The sequence below is a fragment of the Thermococcus sp. GR6 genome, from assembly GCF_012027415.1.
Classification (GTDB): domain Archaea; phylum Methanobacteriota_B; class Thermococci; order Thermococcales; family Thermococcaceae; genus Thermococcus; species Thermococcus onnurineus.
Map to the genome: position 1 here is coordinate 853,229 of NZ_SNUM01000001.1, position 16,714 is coordinate 869,942.

The following is a 16,714-nucleotide window of genomic DNA, read 5'->3' on the forward strand; positions in this document are numbered from 1 at the left end:
CATGGATGTGGTCGGACTGACCCCAATCATTCCAGTACTGTTTGCCTTTGGCCTTCCCCTCACGTCGATTATTATCAAGGGCAACAGGAAGATAATCCAGGCGTATGCCCTCCTGGGAACGGGATTAACTTTAATCAGTGCCTTTAAGCTCTTCCAGCTGGCCTACTCCTCGGATAAGCCCCTGATTTACACCTTTGGTAAGTGGGTGGCTCCAATAGGCATAATCTACGAGGTTGACAGGACTGGCGCTCTCATAGCCCTGGTTACAGCTGCTCTGATGTTTCTGATTGCAATCTACAGTTACCGCTATCTGGAGCACGAGGAGGGCTTAGAGTGGTACTACACGCTCTACCTCGGCCTTGAGGCAGGTTTACTCGGCGTTCTCCTCACAGGCGACGCCTTCAACCTCTTCGTCATGATAGAAGTCACCAGCATCGCAGCGTATGCCCTCGTGGCGTTCTACAGGGGAAGGAGGGATGCCGTGCACGCTGCCCTTAAGTACGCATTCATAGGCGCCATAGGAACCACCATGTACTTCCTCGCGCTTGGAATACTCTACGGCGCCTTCGGCACGGTTAATCTTGCCGATTTGACGGCAAAGGTTCACGGAATGGACTTCCCTCTAACTGGTGCTCCAGTTGGGGATATCGCGGTTGCCTCGGGTGTTGCCTTGGCCTTGGCCACCTGGGCGTTTCTCATAAAGGCCGCAATAGTCCCGAACCACTTCTGGCTCCCAGAAGCACACCCAGCAGCACCAAGCCCAATCTCCGCCGTACTCTCTGGATTAGTCGTCAACGTCGGAATTTACGCACTCATCAGATTCCTCTACACCGTCTACGGCGGCGAACTTACGCCGGGCTTGGCGAAAGTAGTTAGTACCCTTGGAACGGTGCTCATTGCCCTCGGTGCAATCTCAGCACTCTTCGGTGCCCTTATGATGAACGCCCAGTGCGACGTCAAGAAGCTCATTGCTTACTCCACGATAATGCACATGGGTTACCTGTTCATGGCCGTTGGCCTCGGGACCCAGCTTGGACTTCAGGCGGCACTTTTCCATATCATTAACCATGCTATCGCTAAGGCCCTCCTCTTCCTCGCCGCTGGGATGTTCATCCACGCCGCTGGCTCCAGGGACATCGGCGATTTGGCCGGCCTTGGCAGGCAGATGCCCGTTGCCACCTTCGGCCTGGCCATAGCAACGCTGAGCCTCGTGGGGATCCCACCGCTCAACGTCTTCTTCAGCAAGTTACTGCTCTTCGATGCGCTGATGGAGAGGAGCCTCGCCCTGGCAATGGTCATAGTTGTCAGCTCAGTCACTGCGCTCGTTGCCTACATGCGCGTCCTCTACAGGGTATGGCTCGGCAAGCCGTCCAGAGAAGTGGCAGTAGGAGAATCTAGGAGCATGGCATTCGTGGTGCTCCTGCTGGCGGCTGCGGTTGTTGTGATAGGCCTCGCCGCGCCGGTGATACTCCAGCACTACATCGAACCTGCCGCGGCCCAGACGATGGACTACAGGCTTTACATCCAGACCGCCCTGGAGTATGCGTCAAGATTAAAACTCCTCTAACCTTTCAATTTTTGGAGGTGTTGGAATGAGCATTGAGGCGGCAAAGCAGAGTCTTCTTCAGCGGATAAGGGAATTCTACGGCGACAATTTGCTCTCCGTGGTCTTCTATGGGGCACACCTGAAGGGAGGGCTTGATGAGATTGATGTGCTGGTTATAATCGATGAACCCTACGACCCGGTCAAGATCAACCGGGTGGCGGACTTTATAGAAAACATCAAGGAGCCCGTTGAGGAGGAATACGGCCACTTTATAGCCTTTGAGCTCTACACGAGGGAAGAGGCGGAGAACTTCCACTCGTCCTTCCTCGACGTTGCCAAGGCCCACGAGATTGCCTACGACAGGGACAACTACTTCCAGAACCTGCTAAGAGAGATGCTAAATCCGAAGAAGACTATAGAGTACGTGAAGTACATAAGCACCATCGAGTACATCCCAGTTGATGAGGAGAAAAGGGAGGAGCAATGATAGGAGCAGTTTTGGCCGGGGGAAGGGGCAGACGCTTCGGCGGCAATAAGCTGCTCTTCAGGATAGACGGGAAGCCGCTTGTTCTTTACGCCGTCGAAGCCCTTGAAGCCACCAAAGAAATAGATGGGATCGTCCTTGTGGCTTCTCCCGAGAATGCAGAACGTCTGAAAAAGTTCGGCTACGAGGTCATCGTTGACGAGCTGATGGTCGGTCCCATAGGCGGCATCTACACTGCATTGAGCCTCGGTGATGCCTTCGTGGTGGCTGGCGACATGCCCCTGATAGTCTCAGAATTCGTTGATCACATAATTCATGAATTCTGGAAAAGTGGGAAAGCGGTCTGCGTTCCGCGCTGGAGTAATGGATACATAGAACCCCTCCACGCAGCTTACTCTGAGAGATTCAGAAAAATCCTTGAGGAACAGATTAAGAGCGGAGAATACATGATAAAGAAAGCCATAGAAAGAGTCGACACCTGCTACCTGCCGATAGAGGAGCTCCCAGAGAGGTGGCGCGAGAGCTTCTTCAACGTGAACAGGAAGGAGGATTTACGGAAGCTTACCTATACCTCCTTCTAATCCACCACTTCTTTGCCTCGGGCAGGTAGATTATCCCTGCAGCTGCAACGAACACCAGTCCGACAATGAACCCTCCCCAGTACCATGCGAGGAACCGATGCCAAGAAACAGGTCTTTCAAGGTCTCGTATCGGTTCTCCTCTGTCCTGAGATCCAGAAAGAAGGCTAAGAGTGAGAGGACACCTGCAATAAGCCACAGGAGGTTCCAGTCCATTCATTCGTCCCCGTTAAGCGAATCTGCAATTGCCTGTGCCAGCATCTCAGCCCTCTCTCTTATCACCTCGCTCGGCTCCTCGAAAAGGCCGAGTGAGCGTGGCTGGCAGCCTAGGAGGACGAACTTTGCGTTTACCTTCGTTTTGAGATACTGGACTAAGAATTTAAGGGGCAGACTGTGGGTCGAAACCGCCTCACCGAGTGTTCCCTCGGGATCGGCGACTACGAGCTCTCCGTGCTCCCCGCCGAAGTCAACGGCATCAACGAAGATAACCAGATCAGGCTTGAAATTCACTATCTTTCCGGTGTAGCTCTCGGGCACTTCACCGCAGTTGATGACTAAGACGTTCGGGCTTTTGACGAGCTCCGCCAGTATCTCCGCCACAAAGACACCAAAGGCGTCATCTCCCCTGATTTCGTTCCCTATGCCGCAGATAACGATACGTTTAGCGTTCTGAAAGAGTTCTTCAAGCTCCATAGTTCCACCCCAAAATAAAGAAGGATCAGAGCTTCCCCGCAACTTCCCTTATCTTCTCTGCAAACTCCGTCCTGAGGAGCTCCTCGGGCTTTCCTATCTTCTCCTCGAGGTCGTCGTAGAGCGGGATACCAGCCAGGTAGGGCACGCCGAACTCCTCTGCAAGAGCCTCTATGCCCTTCTCGTTGTTTCGTTGCTCCGAATGGAGTTTCATGTTCTCGACGATACCGAGAATCTTGTAGTCCCTCTCCTTCAGGAGGGTAAGAAGCTTCCTGACGATGTTGAGGGAAAGCTTTGAGGGTGTTGCCACAACCAGGAACTCGCCCCTCTTAAGGAAGCGAAGGACATCTAGGAACTGGTCGCCGAGGCCGGGCGGCATGTCAATGATGAGGTAGTCCAGCTCGTCCCAGCGCGTTATGGTGAGGAGCTCAATGAGCGCATCGCTTATCTCCATACCCCTCATGGGTGTTGGTTTATCTTCCGAGTAGTAGACAATGCTCATGAACTTTATTCCGTGAACCGTCGGCGGGACGACGCCTTTATCCTCCTCTGGGAAGTCCTCCGGCTCGAATCCAAGGATTACGTGGTCGCTCGCGCCGTGGAAGTCGAGGTCAAGGAGACCGACCTTATAGCCCTTCTCCGCCAGGACGAGGGCGAGCGTTGTTGAAACCAGCGACTTTCCAACGCCGCCCTTGCCACTGACGACGGGAATGATGCGCTTCACATTTTCAAAGCGAGCCTCTATGCCCTTGACGCGGGGATCGATGGCTATCATGTCTCCCCCTCCTTCTCGATTTTTATCCCGCTTATGTAAACTCCCCTGCCCTGTACGACTTCGAAGTCCCTGCTGCTACACTTCGGGCAGGCCAAGAAGGCATGAACTACCTCAGGGATGAAGTGGATGTCCTCTTTGATGCGCTCATCGAAGCTTCCCTTCACTTCCTTGAGCTTCCACTCGTGACCGCAGTCGCGGCACTTGAAAACTGCCTCCTCCTCGATGAACTCTATCTCCGCACCCTCCCCGATGGTGCCCTTGAGAAGCTCCTTCATGGCAAACTCGACTATCTCGGCGTTAACGTCCTGGAGCTCTCCGAGGACTACTTGAATTGCCAGAAGCTTTTTTGCACCTTCTCTTTGAGCGTAGTCGAGGGCGGTTCTAACTATTCCATCAGCCAGAGCCCATTCGTGCATTGTATCACCACCAACTTTTTCAGTGCTATCCTTAAAAAGGGTTGAGTTTTTAACCCTATGTTTATGTCTTCCCCTATCTGGGATTAAAACTTCCCAATTCTGACCTCAAAAGGCTTTTAAGTCTCCAATCAGACCCCTCTCAGGGAGAGAAATGGAACACAAACACTCCCACGGGGCCATGAAATCCCGTATGGTCTTCTCCATAATCCTGAACTTTGTCATTACGATAGCTGAGGTCATAGGTGGAATTCTCTCCGGTAGCTTGGCCCTCCTGAGCGACTCGCTCCACAACTTCAGCGACACTATGAGCCTTCTGGCGAGCTACATAGCGATAAGAATCGGTGAGCGTGAAAAGAACGAAAAGTACACCTTCGGCTATAAGAGGGCCGAGATACTCGTCGCCTTTGTCAACTCTGCCGTCCTCGTCGGCGTTGCCCTCTTCCTGCTCGTGGAGGCCTATAAGCGCTTCAGGAATCCCAATCCAATAGACACAGGGCTCATGCTTGTAGTGGCGGTTATTGGACTTCTGGCTAACCTTCTCTCCGTTCTCCTCCTCCATAAGCATGCCCACGAGAGCATCAACGTCCGCTCCGCTTACCTTCACCTCATGAGCGACACGCTGTCTTCTGTGGCCGTAGTGGCAGGTGGTCTGGCTATAAGATACTATGACCTCGTCTGGATAGACCCCCTTGTCACCGTGTTCATTTCCCTTTACATCCTCCGCGAGGGCTACGATATACTGAAAGAAAGCGTTGAGGTTCTCATGGAGGCATCGCCCGAGCTCGACTTCGATGCAATAAAGGCGGAAATCGAGTCAATTCCCGGCGTTAAAAACGCTCACCACTTCCACGCATGGCGCATTGGAGAAAATGAAACCCACTTTGAGTGCCACGTTGCTGTGAATGACATGTCCCTAAGCGAGGCCCAGCGCATCATTGATGAGGTCGAGAAGATTCTGGAGAAGTATGGAATAACCCATGTCACAGTGCAACTCGAGGTGAACCGCTGTGATGACGACGATGTGGTATGCAAGAGTTAAGCGCTTTCCTTGCCTTCGGGCTGTGCTTGGGCAATTTCCTTTCTCTTCTTGAGAAGGTATGCAAAGGTTGTTATTCCGAGGATGGACTAACCGAGGAAACCGTTCAGTCCAGGGATTATGTAACAAATCGAACCCGCACCACCTTAGTAGACGCAGAGGAAAAGGAACGTCAATGGATTGACGGCTTCCAGAGGGAGTGGAGCCTCTGAGCACCTCGGCGTAAAAGTTGAGGTGGAAGAAATAAGGGGAATCCCAGTGGTCGTTTCCCTTTCACATCTCGGCCTCTCCGAGGAATTCAAGTAAGTCAAGCAGCCTTCTGTCTTTGACTTTCTCGATGACTTTTCTGGCCTCTTCCAAGTCAATTTTACCATCCTTGTAGAGGGCTATGGCCTTAACACCTTCGAAGAACTCCTTGAGCTCCGGCAGGGCGTTGGCAAACATGTCCATGTGGAGATAAACTGTCTCGAAGTCGTCCTCGAGCATCAGCTGCCAGATGACGTCAATGAGCGCGTCGAATGCCACGTCATAGTACTCTGTACCCCTAGCCCTCAACAGGGCATAGAGGCACTCCTGCAGGGCGGCATCATAGTTCTCGTCGTCCTCGAATATCTCCTCATAGGAGAGGTGTATCTCAGCCAGGAGTTTGTCGTTGCCCATAGCTTTTGGAATGACTTCCGCGAGCATGGCCTTGGCCCTGTAAGGCTCACCCATCTCGAAGGTTACGTATGCCTTGTAGACCGCTATGTGGAGAATCTCCTCCTCATTTCCGAGCTCTCTGTAAATCTCCTCGGCCTTCTCCATGAGTTCAACGGCCTTCTCGTACTCCTGAAGCTCCTCGTGGATGAGAGCCATGTTGTAGTAGATCTTCGCTATGTTCTCCTTATTGCCCTTCTCGGTCTCTTCCTCCAGGAGAGCCCTGTAGAGGTCGAGGCTCTTCTCAAGCTCGCCAAGGAGGTAGTAGAGGTCAGCAAGCTGGAACTTGGCTTCGAAGGTGTCTTCCTCCCCGGCCATCTTTTCGAATTCGCTTATCTTATCCACACCAAGCAGCTCGTGGAAGTAGTAAACGATGAGCTTGTAGAGTTTGGGATCCTTACACTCAAGGGCGAGCTTTTCAGCTTTTTCGAGGACCTCCGTGAGATCCTCATCGCTCAGCCCGTCCACCTTGTAGTAGAGGAGGTTCGCCACTTTTTTGCAGTCTTTCTCCCCAATTGCTTTCAGAATTTCCTCCATCACGGTACACCTCATATTCAGTTGCCGCCCCGAACTATTTAACCTTTGGCCTAACTTTTTAACCCCTCCTGCGGAGATGAAACCATGCTTGAAGTGATATTCCTCGGCACCGGCGGTATAATGCCTAACCACGAGAGGAACGTCCCGGCCATAGCGCTCCGCTACAAAGGTGAGATTATCCTCTTCGATGTTGGAGAAGGCACGATGAGGCAGATGAGCACTGCCAAGCTCAGCCCCATGAAAGTCGAGAAGATATTCATCACGCACTTCCACGGCGACCACTACCTCGGCCTGGCTGCACTGATACAGACTATGAATCTCTGGGACAGGGAAAAGCCCCTCCATATCTACGGGCCGAAGTACACCTTCCAGTTCATCCAGAATTTTCTCAACAGCGGCTTCTTCAGGCCAGGCTTTGATATACACGTCCATGAGATAGGTGAGGTAAGGCTCAAGTTTGGCGATTACGAAATCTGGAGCTTCAAAGTTGAGCATGGAATTCCTGCTCTGGGCTATGTCTTCAAGGAAAAGGATAAGCGTGGGAAGTTCCTCCCTGAGAAGCTCGCAGAATACGGCCTGAGCGAGGGGCCGATTCTGGGGAAGCTTGAGAAGCAGGGTCAAATCGAGTGGAACGGTCGAATAATCCGCCTGGAGGACGTGACCGGACCGAGGAGGAAAGGTGTTAAGGTAGTTTACACCGGCGATACCGAGCCGTGCGAGAGGACGAGGCTCTTCGCCGAGAACGCTGACCTGCTCATCCACGAGGCGACCTATCTGAGGCCGGAGGATAGAGGGGACAGTTACCACACCACCGTTGAGGAGGCCTGTGAGATAGCCAAAAAGGCCAAGGTTAAACTTTTGGCGTTGTTCCACAGAGCGTTCCGTTATACTTATGACGAATACGTGGCAAAGGCGAGAGAATTGTGCGATGTCCCCTTTGTAATCCCTAAGGACTTCGACGTTCTGACTTTCAAATCCGGACGCTGGGAGATGAGAAACCTTCTGGAGGATTGGCAATGAGCTACCTGCGCTACGTCAAGCTTATCGGGACCATGCATGTCTCCCCAAAGAGTAGAGAAGAGGTAATAAGTACCATCCTCTCTGAGAAACCTCATGCAGTTGCGATAGAGCTCGACAGGGCACGTTTCCTGGCTATGAAGCAGAACAGAGAGCTAACGCTGGAGGAATCCCTCCGCTATGGAAAGAGAGGGCTTATAAACTACGTTCTGGCTAAGGTCGAGGAGAGGCTTGGGGAAGAGTTCGGCATGAAGCCGGGAGAGGAAATGAAGGCGGCTATAAGTGCTGCCCAAACCCTCGGCGTCCCGTTATACCTCATCGACGAGGACATCAACGTCATCTTAGCGAAGATAGCCGCGGCCCCATCGCGCGAGAAGCTCCTGATGGCGCTTGAGGCTTTGAGCGTCTTTTTGCCTGTTGGGGTCTCTGGGAGCTCTCCCGATGTTATGGCAGACTACAAAGTTATGATGATACAGTTCAGGTTGCGTTACCCCTATCTCTACCGAGTTCTTGTGGAAGAGCGCAACGAGGTCATGGCGAGAAACCTAATCTCAATCGTCAACTCCCTGAAGGCTCAAGGCGTTAAGAAGCCGAAGGTTGTGGCGGTAGTTGGCCTTGGCCACAAACCTGGCATTGAACACCTGCTAAACTCTGCAAAGGAAAAAGCATTTATATCTTCAAGTTGGAACTACTACTGGTGATCGACATGGAACACAGGCACCTTAAATGTCCCCTCTGCGGAGGGACAGATTTCAAAGTTGAGAAAGGAAAGCTCGACAGCAAGTGGGGCTTTACTGCCCATAAGGTCAAGATAGTCATCTGCAAGAACTGCGGCTATGTGATGATGTTCTACAAGGGAAGAACCATCTGGGACTTCGACTGATTTCGTTACTTTTATATTTGGAACCGCTGAGCATTCTTGGGGATTCACCATGAAGGACAGGCTGGAGAAAATGCTCAACGTTAAGATCTTGGAGATAGAGGAGCTCGACGACAAGATAGTTGTCTATGTTCCAGAGGATCAGGTGAGGATAGCCGTTGGTAGCGGCGGTGCTGCAGTGAAAGCCGCCGAGCTCGTTATCGGCAAGAAGATTGAGGTGAAAAGTAAATGAATCTCTCCCTTGGGGAGCGTTTCCACCGAAGGGAGCTGGAAGACCTAGCCATCTCTTTCCTTGTCCTTGTCTTGCTATTTTCCAACTTTGACCCCTATAACATCCCCTACGTCGTAGTGGCGGTTCTGACGGCCTTTATATTCCACGAACTCGCTCATAGAAGCATGGCCAGGCGCTACGGCTACGTTGCCTACTATAAGCGGTGGGACACTGGAATAGTGATGGCCCTTCTCATTGGTATAATCACGAAGCTCTTAACGGGGGGAGTGTGGATATTCGCAGCCCTGGGGGCGGTTTATATCTACGCGCCTTATCAGTACTGGGAGGATAAGGAGGCACATGGGAAGATAAGCCTCGTCGGCCCGCTGATGAACATAGTGGTAGGCATAGTGGCCATAGTCATGATGAGGGCGGTTACGCCGCTCACAACGCTGTGGTGGGTTCTCAGGACAACCGCGAGCGTGAACCTCTGGCTGGCCTTCTTCAATCTCCTTCCGGTTCCTCCGCTCGATGGCTGGAAGGTGCTCCGCTGGAACACCGGATACTGGGCGATAGCCATAGGTGTGGCCTATCTGCTTAGGGCCTTTATATAACACCCACAGTGATATAGAAGCGAAAGATTAAATAGGCCTGGAACGACTTTAGAGTGGTGATCAAAATGGAGTACAAAGCTCCGATTGGTGTTAAGATTGACCTTGAAACCGGCGTTATCCCCGGCGCCAAGAAGCTTGTGAGAAGGCTCAGTAACCTCAAGGGATACTTCATCGATGAAGAGGCATACAACGAGCTTCTCAATGAGGATCCAGTTGTTTATGAGGTCTATGCAATCGAACAGGAGGAGAAGGACGGTGATCTCAACTTCGCGACCACAGTTCTCTATCCGGGCAAGGTTGGAAAGGAATTCTTCTTTACGAAGGGTCACTACCATGCTAAGGCCGACAGGGCGGAGATATACTACGCCATCAAAGGTAAGGGAGGAATGCTCCTCCAGACGCCTGAAGGAAATGCCAAGTGGGTCCCAATGGAGCCGGGAACAGTCGTCTACGTCCCACCATACTGGGCCCACAGAACAGTCAACACCGGGGATGAGCCATTTATATTCCTGGCGATATATCCGGCCGATGCCGGCCATGACTACGGCTCAATAAAGGAGAAGGGCTTCTCAAAGCTTGTGATTGATGAGGACGGGGAAGTCAAGGTCATCGACAACCCGAAGTGGAAGGCCTGAGCCTCCTCCCAATTTTCATCCATTGATTTTTAACATCCACCGCAACCCTTATTAACTTTCAGGAGTTACATCACTTCTGGTGATACATATGATGTGGGACGATCTCTACTCATCGGCTTTTCAGCACATCAAGGATAAAATCGGAAAAGTCGGCGGCGTTCTTCTTGCGTACAATACCAACATCGACGCGATAAAGTACCTCGATTCGAAAGATCTTGAGGGGAGGGTAGGGAAGGTTGGAAAGGAAGAGGTTTTTCGCTTTTCTGAGGAGCTTCCTGGAAGGATAACGAAGATTCATCACCTTCTCGGTGGAATCCTCTGGAGCATTCGGAGGGGAAAGGCCGCCGAGCTCTTCGTCGAGAGCTGCACGGTCAGGCTCTACATGAAGAACTGGGGCTGGGACGAGCTCAGGATGGGCGGCCAGGTCGGAATAATGGCTAACCTCCTCGGCGGTGTTTACGGCGTTCCAGTTATAGCGCACGTTCCGCAGATATCAAAGCTCCAGGCAAACCTGTTCAAGGACGGGCCGATTTACGTGCCGAAGCTCGAGGATGGAAAGCTCAAGCTCCTCCACCCCAGGGAGTTCGCCGGCGACGAGGAGAACCTTATCCACTACATCTATGAGTTCCCGCGCGGATTCAGGGTTTTCGACTTCGAGGCCCCGAGGGAGAATCGCTTCATAGGATCCGCTGATGACTACAATCCAAACGTCTACATAAGGCCTGAGTTTAGGGAAGCTTTCGAAGAGATAGCTGGAAAGGCCGAGCTGGCGATAATAAGCGGACTCCAAGCTTTGACAAAGGAGAACTACAAAGAGCCCTTTGAAGAGCTTGAGAGGCACCTTGAGGTGCTTGGAGAGAGAAGAATTCCCGTTCACCTGGAGTTCGCCTTCACGCCAGACGAGACCGTCAGAAGGAGGCTCGTCGAGATTCTGGGCAAGTTCACGAGCGTTGGCCTGAATGAGGTCGAGCTAGCCTCGATAATGGGGGTTCTTGGCGAGAAAGCCATAGCGGAGAAGCTTCTTGCAAGCGACCCTGTTGACCCGATAGCTGTTACGGAGGCCATGCTCAAGCTGGCGGAGAAGACCGGCGTTGAGAGGATACACTTCCACACTTACGGCTATTACTTGGCTTTAACTGCCTACGATGGGGCCCACGTGCGCGATGCCCTACTCTTTGCGGCCCTAGCCGCCGCAGCCAAGGCTAAACTTGGTGACGTTAGAGACATAGACGACGTGGGTGAGGCCATAGACGTTCCAGTTAACGAGAAGGCCAAAGCTGTCAAGGGAGCTCTCGTTAGGGAGTATGGCATGAAGGATTGCATTGCTAAAGTGGACGACTATCAGCTCGCATTTGTCCCAACCAAGATAGTCACCAAGCCCAAGAGCACAGTTGGCATTGGTGACACGATTTCCAGTTCCGCCTTCATCGGGGAATTCGCCCTTCGCTGAGTTTTCCTTCTTTCCCCTTAAAGTTAAAAACTTTGAATGCTAAAGGAATTCAGAGCTAAACTAGGGTGATGCTCAATGAAGACCCTGATTCTTGCCGGTGGTAAGGGGACTCGCCTTTGGCCTCTGAGCAGGGAGCTGATGCCAAAGCAGTTCATGAGGATGTTTGATGACTATTCCCTCTTTCAGAAAACGGTTCAGAGGGCGTTGATGTTCTCAAAACCAAACGAAATATTCATCGTGACTAATAAGAAGTACAAGTTTCGTGTCCTTGACGATTTAAGAGAACTCGGCCTGGAGCTCCCAGAAGAGAATCTCCTCCTTGAGCCCGTGGGAAAGAACACCCTCCCCGCCATTTACTGGGGAATAATGAGAATCGAAGAAATCTTCAGAGACTCTATTGTGGCGGTCCTCCCGTCGGATCACCTGATAGAAGCGGATAAGAACTACGAGAAAGCCTTCAAGAGTGCCGAGAGGCTTGCTCATGATTACCTCGTAACCTTTGGGATAAAACCAACGAGGCCGCACACCGGCTATGGCTACATAAAGCCGGGGGAAAGGCTTGAAGGTGGCTACCGCGTTGTGGAGTTCAAGGAGAAGCCGGATTTGGAGACTGCCAAACGCTACGTTGAGGAAGGCTATTACTGGAACAGCGGCATGTTTATGTTCGATACTGAGCTCTTCATTGATGAAGTGAAGAGGCTAGCTCCCGAAATCTACTCTGCTTTTGAAGAGGCTGCGACTATCCGGGAAGCCTACGAACGGGTTCAGGATATCTCCGTTGACTACGGGATAATGGAGAAAACTGATAAAGCCGCCGTCGTCCCTCTCAACGTCTACTGGAATGATCTCGGCAGCTTCGACGCTATCTACGAGGTTCTCGAGAAAGACGAAAACGGCAACGCTGTGAAGATACGGGGAAAGAAGGGCTATCACGTCGGCATCGATTCGAGGAACAACCTCATAATGACGGAGCGTTTGACCGCTACAGTTGGTGTCGAGGATTTGATAATCATTGACACTGGCGATGCCCTCCTCGTCGCCCATCGCGGTGATAGTCAGAAAGTCAAGGAGGTTTACAAAAGGCTCAAGGAGAAGGGTGATGAGAGGGTCTTTGTTCATAGAACCGCTTATCGCCCCTGGGGAAGCTACACCATCCTCGAGGAGGGCGAGCGCTACAAGATAAAGCGTCTGACAGTTCTGCCCGGCAAAAAGCTTTCCCTGCAGATGCACTATCACAGGAGCGAGCACTGGGTCGTGGTGAGGGGAACGGCCAAGGTTTTCATTGACGGTGAGGAGATACTCCTCAGACCGGGGGAGAGCACTTTCATTCCCGCGGGCGTAGTTCACAGGCTTGAGAACCCCGGAAAGGTCGTCCTTGAGGTCATTGAAACGCAGATAGGAGAATACCTTGGTGAAGATGATATAGTCCGCTTTGATGACGACTTTGGGAGGGAGTGATTTTGACCGAGAAGGAAAAAGCCAAAAGTTGCGGCGATGGATGGGAAAAGCTTAGCAGTACTGTCTCATCATTTTCCCTCAGCTTGCTTCCCACGATGCTCTTCATCCTGATAATGTCTTACATCCTCGTAGTTGGTCTTCAAAACGCCGAAATAACATTCACCGTCCAGGGACAGGAGGTTACAGTCAACTACCCTGAGATTCCAGTTCCGATAGATTATTCTGCCATACGGAACGCGGTGATGTACCTCTTCGTCGCCGTTGTGATGGGCCTTCCGGTTCCTTTGCTGTCTGAGGGTAAGAAACTCCTGAAAGCTGCGATTGCACTCGTACAGGCAGGAATTTTCGTTTACGCACTCTACATTTTCGTGTCCATGATAATCCAGTTTGCAAATGCACTAACATGAGGTGTCGAACGTGGAAACCTGGTTCGTTTTTTCTTTTCTTTCGGCCCTCCTCCTCGCGGTGGGGAACATACTGATGAGAATTGAGTTTGCCAGGGGTAGGGATTTCTGGGACACTCTAATCGAAGCCATGTTCTGGGGACTGATAGTTCTGGTGCCCTTTTCCGTCCATGAGCTCTCCTCAAAGCACTACGCGATAACGCATGACCAGGCGTTGCTTTACTTGATCGTCGGTCTGCTTCAGTTTTTCCTCTCCAGGATAGCGTACTTCAAGGCTGTCGAGCTTGGAGGAGCCTCGGTTGCTTCCACAGCCTCCTCAGCCTCCGAGCCGATACTGACGGCTTTTCTGGCTCTCTTGCTTATACATGAGATTATCAGTCCCAAGCTTGCCTTGGGTGCAGTTATAGCGGCCCTCTCAATGCTCCTGCTTCATGTGGAATCCACCAAGTCATTTGTAGGCTCCACAACGGCAGTGCTTCTCGGAATGGGAGCTGGGTCTATAGCGGCCCTTACCGCGGTTATGCTACGTTATCTATCGCTCGCTGAGGAAATGACGTTTCCCATAACAGGGGTACTTATAGGGCAGGGTACAGCACTCGTTGCCATGCTTTTTCTTAGGGGCTTTCCGTGGAGAACATTCTCGGGATTTTCTCTCTGGAGGGCGGTTGTTTTTGCGGGATTTTCCTTGTCTCTAGCCCATGTAATGCGCTTCGCAGCACTTGGCATCGGTGGTGCAACAGAGGTCACAGTCGTGGTTCTTTCTTATCCTGCAATCATAGTTCTCCTTGGGGCAATTATCAAATCGGCCAGTGAGAACATCACACCTTATAAGGTGGCCGCCGTGATAGGTGTTGTCATAGCTAACGCCCTTGTGGTTTCGGCGGGGTGATAGGATGGAGGGAGAGTTTGAAAAGAGCTTTGAACTTTTTACCCTGATCGACGATACCTTCAGAAACGTGCTCATTGGAATACTCGGCATAATCCTTGCAATTCTTGCCGTGGAACCTTCCCCTCTTGAGGTGACCGGGAGCATACTCTCTATCCTTCCCACCCCCTACTGGGCATCCCTGATTTTGATTTCACTTATTCCCCTTATCCTCATGGCCTCAGGGGTTTACGGTTGGGTGTACGCCCGCCTCCTGGAGAGAACCGGAAAATCTGTTCTAAAACTCCTTAATGTGTTTATTGATTTCAGAAACTTCATAAAGGCGCTCACTATTGGGGGTCTCCTTCTCGTACTCTCTGCGATGACAGTAAGGTTACTAGACGATGGGACGCTGCTGCTCTTTTACTCCTACATCCTTGTGATTGTTGAAGTCAACCTCTTTGCGTTTTTCATCTACTTTATGTACAGGCTCTTCGTTGAAGTTTCAGAGACCCATCTCATTCTACCAAGAGAAAGGCCAGAGGAAATGGAGCACGTTGTAAATCTCTCCCAGAGCCTCAGAAAGGTGAGAAGGCTCAGCAACGAGACGTTTATCGTTTCGGGTCTTATAATAACCCTTCTCGTATCAATGGGAATTGCGTTCTCTTCTATAACCCAGCTTGGTGGCTCCGTGGGGAGTGTGGATTGGTGGTACGTGCCTTTGACGCTGGTTCTCTGGCTACCTTTGGGCCTTTTCGCGGCGTTTTTCATGAAGTCATATGAGCTGGGAGTGGAGTCTTTGGGTAAGCACCTCCTTGACGACTACGACATCGTGATATTCCTGACCGGATTCGAGTATGGAGATATACCGAGGAGCTTTTCCCTAATATCGGCAATAGAAAACGTTTTGAAGAAATTCAAGCCCAAGGAAATCCCAAAGAACACTTACTTCCGGAGCCTTTCAACCGACCGAGTGGCGGCTATGATAGCGGGCGTTGGTCTCGCCGGAAAGGTTCCATACCCCGACAGCGAGATATATGGCGTGGGGAAAAGTGACGATGGAAGGCTGGTTATAGTGGAAAGCTACGATTCATTCGGCGGGATAATGAACCTAATCCCTCCCCTTCTCCTGCCGGAAGAAGCCGCTAAGAAGGGCCTTACGAGTGTCTCCGGATCTCCGGTTCCAATTCTGGGAACGTTTCCCTACGCCCTAAAACTCGCCATCGAAGTTAAAGAAGAGAACGTTGACCTCGAGGGTATTTTTAAGGAGGTGTTCGGTTCCGGACAGGTTGGGTACTCCCCGACAATACTTGCACACGTTCTCGAAGAAGTCCGACAGTCACTCGGCGTGGAAAAGCTTAAGGTTGACGTCAGGTTTGAAGTGAGCACAGATGCTATACGGGAAGCCGTGAACCACAAGGAGGAGCTCGTCGGGATTATCGTTGACTTCATAAACGACCTAAGGGAGTCCGGCCTTCCCGAGGCGCTTTTCTATTCGGTTTGTCATCCTGACTTCTGCGAGAGAGATAACGAGGATCCCCACGTGGTCCTTCACATCCTTGGATACAACGAGGAACTTCCCGAGGGAGCGGTCGAGTACCCCCTGCCACTGCTGGTTCCCATAATCTCGGTTCGTGCCCTGGAGAAAATCCTGGGACTCTATGCCCAGAAAAATTCTCCCCATGAGAAAAAGCTCAAGATAGCGGTCGTTGCTTTGGGTTCAATCCAGTCAAACCCAGTTATTCACTACGTTATCGCCCACAACAGGTGGGTAGGGAGGGCGAGGGGAATCTATGACCTCTCGAATCCCTTCGACTGCGAGGAGTTCAGGATGAAGAGATATCGGCAGGGGCTGACGGTCAAGAGCGTTGGGCCGCTCCAGTTCTCTGTAAGCGGTTACGACCCCAAGGTCAGAAAGATAGTGACAGGCTTTGCGTGCGGCAGGGAAACGGAGAACAACTGCTTCCTGGTGGGTATGGTACCTTTCTCGTTCCTCTACTTCCCGTACAGTCCGCTCCACAAGGTAGTCCTTAGGGTAAGGGATGCACTGAAGGCCCTCGGGCTTGAGCCTAGGAAAGTCTCAGTGGACTTCTGGACGCTTAGCGGTGCGGGACATCCAGGGGCCATATCGACTATCATAGGTGTCATGATTCTCCCCGGGTTGCTGAAGAGTCTTGAGGGGGCAGTCATGAGGACGGAACTGCTAGATGACGATGACCCAACTTTCTACATAGTCTCCTTCCCCATCGATAAGACCCTGAGACTCCTCTCAAAGGATGGAAAAGGAACCGCGCCCTGCCCCAACTTAGGATCTATAAACTCCTGCTACACAGTTTTCGAGGAGATGGTTAAGGCTTTGGAGTCTGAAGAGGTTAAGTCGCTTAAGGTCGTTGGAATGAGGATTGATTGAGGAGGTGAAAGA

20 protein-coding genes are annotated in these 16,714 nt (G+C 51.7%); 15 read left to right on the top strand and 5 right to left on the bottom strand.

Going from position 1 to position 16,714, the window contains the following annotated elements:
* The first annotated feature begins 1 nt into the window (after position 1).
* The 3 genes from E3E32_RS04735 to mobA are packed head-to-tail and all read left to right on the top strand — an operon-like array spanning position 2 to position 2,611.
* Entirely contained in the window at positions 2-1,567 is a 1,566-nt protein-coding gene (locus E3E32_RS04735) for a proton-conducting transporter membrane subunit (RefSeq protein WP_167730538.1), read from the top strand.
* Between the two features lie 25 nt (positions 1,568-1,592).
* Positions 1,593-2,033 (top strand): nucleotidyltransferase, encoded by a 441-nt coding sequence (locus E3E32_RS04740; protein ID WP_012571223.1) that lies wholly within the window; start codon positions 1,593-1,595, stop codon positions 2,031-2,033.
* Positions 2,030-2,611, top strand: a complete 582-nt coding sequence (mobA, locus tag E3E32_RS04745; protein ID WP_167730540.1) for a molybdenum cofactor guanylyltransferase MobA — start codon at positions 2,030-2,032, stop codon at positions 2,609-2,611. The genes E3E32_RS04740 and mobA overlap by 4 nt, the downstream gene beginning before the upstream one ends.
* Positions 2,612-2,641: 30 nt before the next feature.
* On the opposite strand, the gene E3E32_RS04750 is transcribed toward mobA, so the two are convergent.
* The 4 genes from E3E32_RS04750 to hypA are packed head-to-tail and all read right to left on the bottom strand — an operon-like array spanning position 2,642 to position 4,489.
* Entirely contained in the window at positions 2,642-2,824 is a 183-nt protein-coding gene (locus tag E3E32_RS04750) for a hypothetical protein (protein WP_167730542.1), read from the bottom strand.
* Positions 2,825-3,301: a hydrogenase 3 maturation endopeptidase HyCI gene (locus E3E32_RS04755; RefSeq protein WP_167730544.1), complete on the bottom strand. Its 477-nt coding sequence runs from the start codon at positions 3,299-3,301 to the stop codon at positions 2,825-2,827.
* A 25-nt stretch (positions 3,302-3,326) separates the two neighbouring features.
* Positions 3,327-4,073: an Mrp/NBP35 family ATP-binding protein gene (locus E3E32_RS04760; RefSeq protein WP_167730546.1), complete on the bottom strand. Its 747-nt coding sequence runs from the start codon at positions 4,071-4,073 to the stop codon at positions 3,327-3,329.
* Positions 4,070-4,489, bottom strand: a complete 420-nt coding sequence (hypA, locus tag E3E32_RS04765) for a hydrogenase nickel incorporation protein HypA (RefSeq protein ID WP_167730548.1) — start codon at positions 4,487-4,489, stop codon at positions 4,070-4,072. Before hypA ends, E3E32_RS04760 begins: the two co-directional genes overlap by 4 nt.
* Before the next feature lie 151 nt (positions 4,490-4,640).
* Between hypA and E3E32_RS04770 the strand changes: the two genes are divergently transcribed.
* Complete coding sequence (locus E3E32_RS04770; RefSeq protein WP_167730550.1) at positions 4,641-5,528, top strand: cation diffusion facilitator family transporter; 888 nt, start codon at positions 4,641-4,643, stop codon at positions 5,526-5,528.
* 270 nt (positions 5,529-5,798) lie between these two features.
* On the opposite strand, the gene E3E32_RS04775 is transcribed toward E3E32_RS04770, so the two are convergent.
* Positions 5,799-6,758, bottom strand: coding sequence for a tetratricopeptide repeat protein (locus tag E3E32_RS04775; protein ID WP_167730552.1), 960 nt, complete (start codon positions 6,756-6,758; stop codon positions 5,799-5,801).
* An 84-nt stretch (positions 6,759-6,842) separates the two neighbouring features.
* Between E3E32_RS04775 and E3E32_RS04780 the strand changes: the two genes are divergently transcribed.
* The 11 genes from E3E32_RS04780 to E3E32_RS04830 all read left to right on the top strand — a co-directional run bounded on the left by E3E32_RS04780 (position 6,843) and on the right by E3E32_RS04830 (position 16,702).
* On the top strand, positions 6,843-7,778 hold the full coding sequence (locus E3E32_RS04780) for a ribonuclease Z (protein WP_167730554.1): 936 nt from the start codon (positions 6,843-6,845) through the stop codon (positions 7,776-7,778).
* Entirely contained in the window at positions 7,775-8,476 is a 702-nt protein-coding gene (locus E3E32_RS04785) for a TraB domain-containing protein (protein ID WP_167730556.1), read from the top strand. The genes E3E32_RS04780 and E3E32_RS04785 overlap by 4 nt, the downstream gene beginning before the upstream one ends.
* A 5-nt stretch (positions 8,477-8,481) precedes the next feature.
* Positions 8,482-8,658 (top strand): zinc ribbon domain-containing protein, encoded by a 177-nt coding sequence (locus tag E3E32_RS04790; RefSeq protein WP_240910591.1) that lies wholly within the window; start codon positions 8,482-8,484, stop codon positions 8,656-8,658.
* A gap of 49 nt (positions 8,659-8,707) precedes the next feature.
* A complete protein-coding gene (locus E3E32_RS04795) occupies positions 8,708-8,887 on the top strand; it encodes a KH domain-containing protein (RefSeq protein ID WP_012571207.1) in 180 nt (59 codons plus the stop codon).
* Complete coding sequence (locus E3E32_RS04800; RefSeq protein ID WP_167730558.1) at positions 8,884-9,480, top strand: site-2 protease family protein; 597 nt, start codon at positions 8,884-8,886, stop codon at positions 9,478-9,480. Before E3E32_RS04795 ends, E3E32_RS04800 begins: the two co-directional genes overlap by 4 nt.
* A 65-nt stretch (positions 9,481-9,545) precedes the next feature.
* On the top strand, positions 9,546-10,115 hold the full coding sequence (gene pgiA / locus E3E32_RS04805) for a glucose-6-phosphate isomerase (protein ID WP_167730994.1): 570 nt from the start codon (positions 9,546-9,548) through the stop codon (positions 10,113-10,115).
* Positions 10,116-10,203: 88 nt separating this feature from the next.
* Positions 10,204-11,565 (top strand): ADP-specific glucokinase, encoded by a 1,362-nt coding sequence (locus E3E32_RS04810; RefSeq protein WP_167730995.1) that lies wholly within the window; start codon positions 10,204-10,206, stop codon positions 11,563-11,565.
* A 75-nt stretch (positions 11,566-11,640) separates the two neighbouring features.
* Positions 11,641-13,023, top strand: a complete 1,383-nt coding sequence (locus E3E32_RS04815) for a mannose-1-phosphate guanylyltransferase/mannose-6-phosphate isomerase (protein WP_167730560.1) — start codon at positions 11,641-11,643, stop codon at positions 13,021-13,023.
* 2 nt (positions 13,024-13,025) lie between these two features.
* Positions 13,026-13,430: a hypothetical protein gene (locus tag E3E32_RS04820; RefSeq protein WP_167730562.1), complete on the top strand. Its 405-nt coding sequence runs from the start codon at positions 13,026-13,028 to the stop codon at positions 13,428-13,430.
* A 10-nt stretch (positions 13,431-13,440) separates the two neighbouring features.
* Positions 13,441-14,316, top strand: a complete 876-nt coding sequence (locus E3E32_RS04825; RefSeq protein ID WP_167730564.1) for a DMT family transporter — start codon at positions 13,441-13,443, stop codon at positions 14,314-14,316.
* 4 nt (positions 14,317-14,320) lie between these two features.
* Entirely contained in the window at positions 14,321-16,702 is a 2,382-nt protein-coding gene (locus E3E32_RS04830; protein ID WP_167730566.1) for a hypothetical protein, read from the top strand.
* The last annotated feature ends 12 nt before the right edge of the window (positions 16,703-16,714 follow it).

Excerpts from the sequence above, each read along its gene's own strand:
- E3E32_RS04795 (WP_012571207.1), top strand. The coding sequence starts at position 8,708 with ATGAAGGACAGGCTGGAGAAAATGCTCAACGTTAAGATCTTGGAGATA.
- pgiA (WP_167730994.1), top strand. The coding sequence starts at position 9,546 with ATGGAGTACAAAGCTCCGATTGGTGTTAAGATTGACCTTGAAACCGGC.
- E3E32_RS04830 (WP_167730566.1), top strand. The coding sequence starts at position 14,321 with ATGGAGGGAGAGTTTGAAAAGAGCTTTGAACTTTTTACCCTGATCGAC.
- hypA (WP_167730548.1), bottom strand. The coding sequence starts at position 4,489 with ATGCACGAATGGGCTCTGGCTGATGGAATAGTTAGAACCGCCCTCGAC.
- E3E32_RS04755 (WP_167730544.1), bottom strand. The coding sequence starts at position 3,301 with ATGGAGCTTGAAGAACTCTTTCAGAACGCTAAACGTATCGTTATCTGC.
- E3E32_RS04815 (WP_167730560.1), top strand. The coding sequence starts at position 11,641 with ATGAAGACCCTGATTCTTGCCGGTGGTAAGGGGACTCGCCTTTGGCCT.
- E3E32_RS04740 (WP_012571223.1), top strand. The coding sequence starts at position 1,593 with ATGAGCATTGAGGCGGCAAAGCAGAGTCTTCTTCAGCGGATAAGGGAA.
- E3E32_RS04780 (WP_167730554.1), top strand. The coding sequence starts at position 6,843 with ATGCTTGAAGTGATATTCCTCGGCACCGGCGGTATAATGCCTAACCAC.
- E3E32_RS04735 (WP_167730538.1), top strand. The coding sequence starts at position 2 with ATGGATGTGGTCGGACTGACCCCAATCATTCCAGTACTGTTTGCCTTT.
- E3E32_RS04750 (WP_167730542.1), bottom strand. The coding sequence starts at position 2,824 with ATGGACTGGAACCTCCTGTGGCTTATTGCAGGTGTCCTCTCACTCTTA.
- E3E32_RS04785 (WP_167730556.1), top strand. The coding sequence starts at position 7,775 with ATGAGCTACCTGCGCTACGTCAAGCTTATCGGGACCATGCATGTCTCC.
- E3E32_RS04775 (WP_167730552.1), bottom strand. The coding sequence starts at position 6,758 with ATGGAGGAAATTCTGAAAGCAATTGGGGAGAAAGACTGCAAAAAAGTG.
- E3E32_RS04800 (WP_167730558.1), top strand. The coding sequence starts at position 8,884 with ATGAATCTCTCCCTTGGGGAGCGTTTCCACCGAAGGGAGCTGGAAGAC.
- mobA (WP_167730540.1), top strand. The coding sequence starts at position 2,030 with ATGATAGGAGCAGTTTTGGCCGGGGGAAGGGGCAGACGCTTCGGCGGC.
- E3E32_RS04770 (WP_167730550.1), top strand. The coding sequence starts at position 4,641 with ATGGAACACAAACACTCCCACGGGGCCATGAAATCCCGTATGGTCTTC.
- E3E32_RS04790 (WP_240910591.1), top strand. The coding sequence starts at position 8,482 with ATGGAACACAGGCACCTTAAATGTCCCCTCTGCGGAGGGACAGATTTC.
- E3E32_RS04810 (WP_167730995.1), top strand. The coding sequence starts at position 10,204 with ATGATGTGGGACGATCTCTACTCATCGGCTTTTCAGCACATCAAGGAT.
- E3E32_RS04760 (WP_167730546.1), bottom strand. The coding sequence starts at position 4,073 with ATGATAGCCATCGATCCCCGCGTCAAGGGCATAGAGGCTCGCTTTGAA.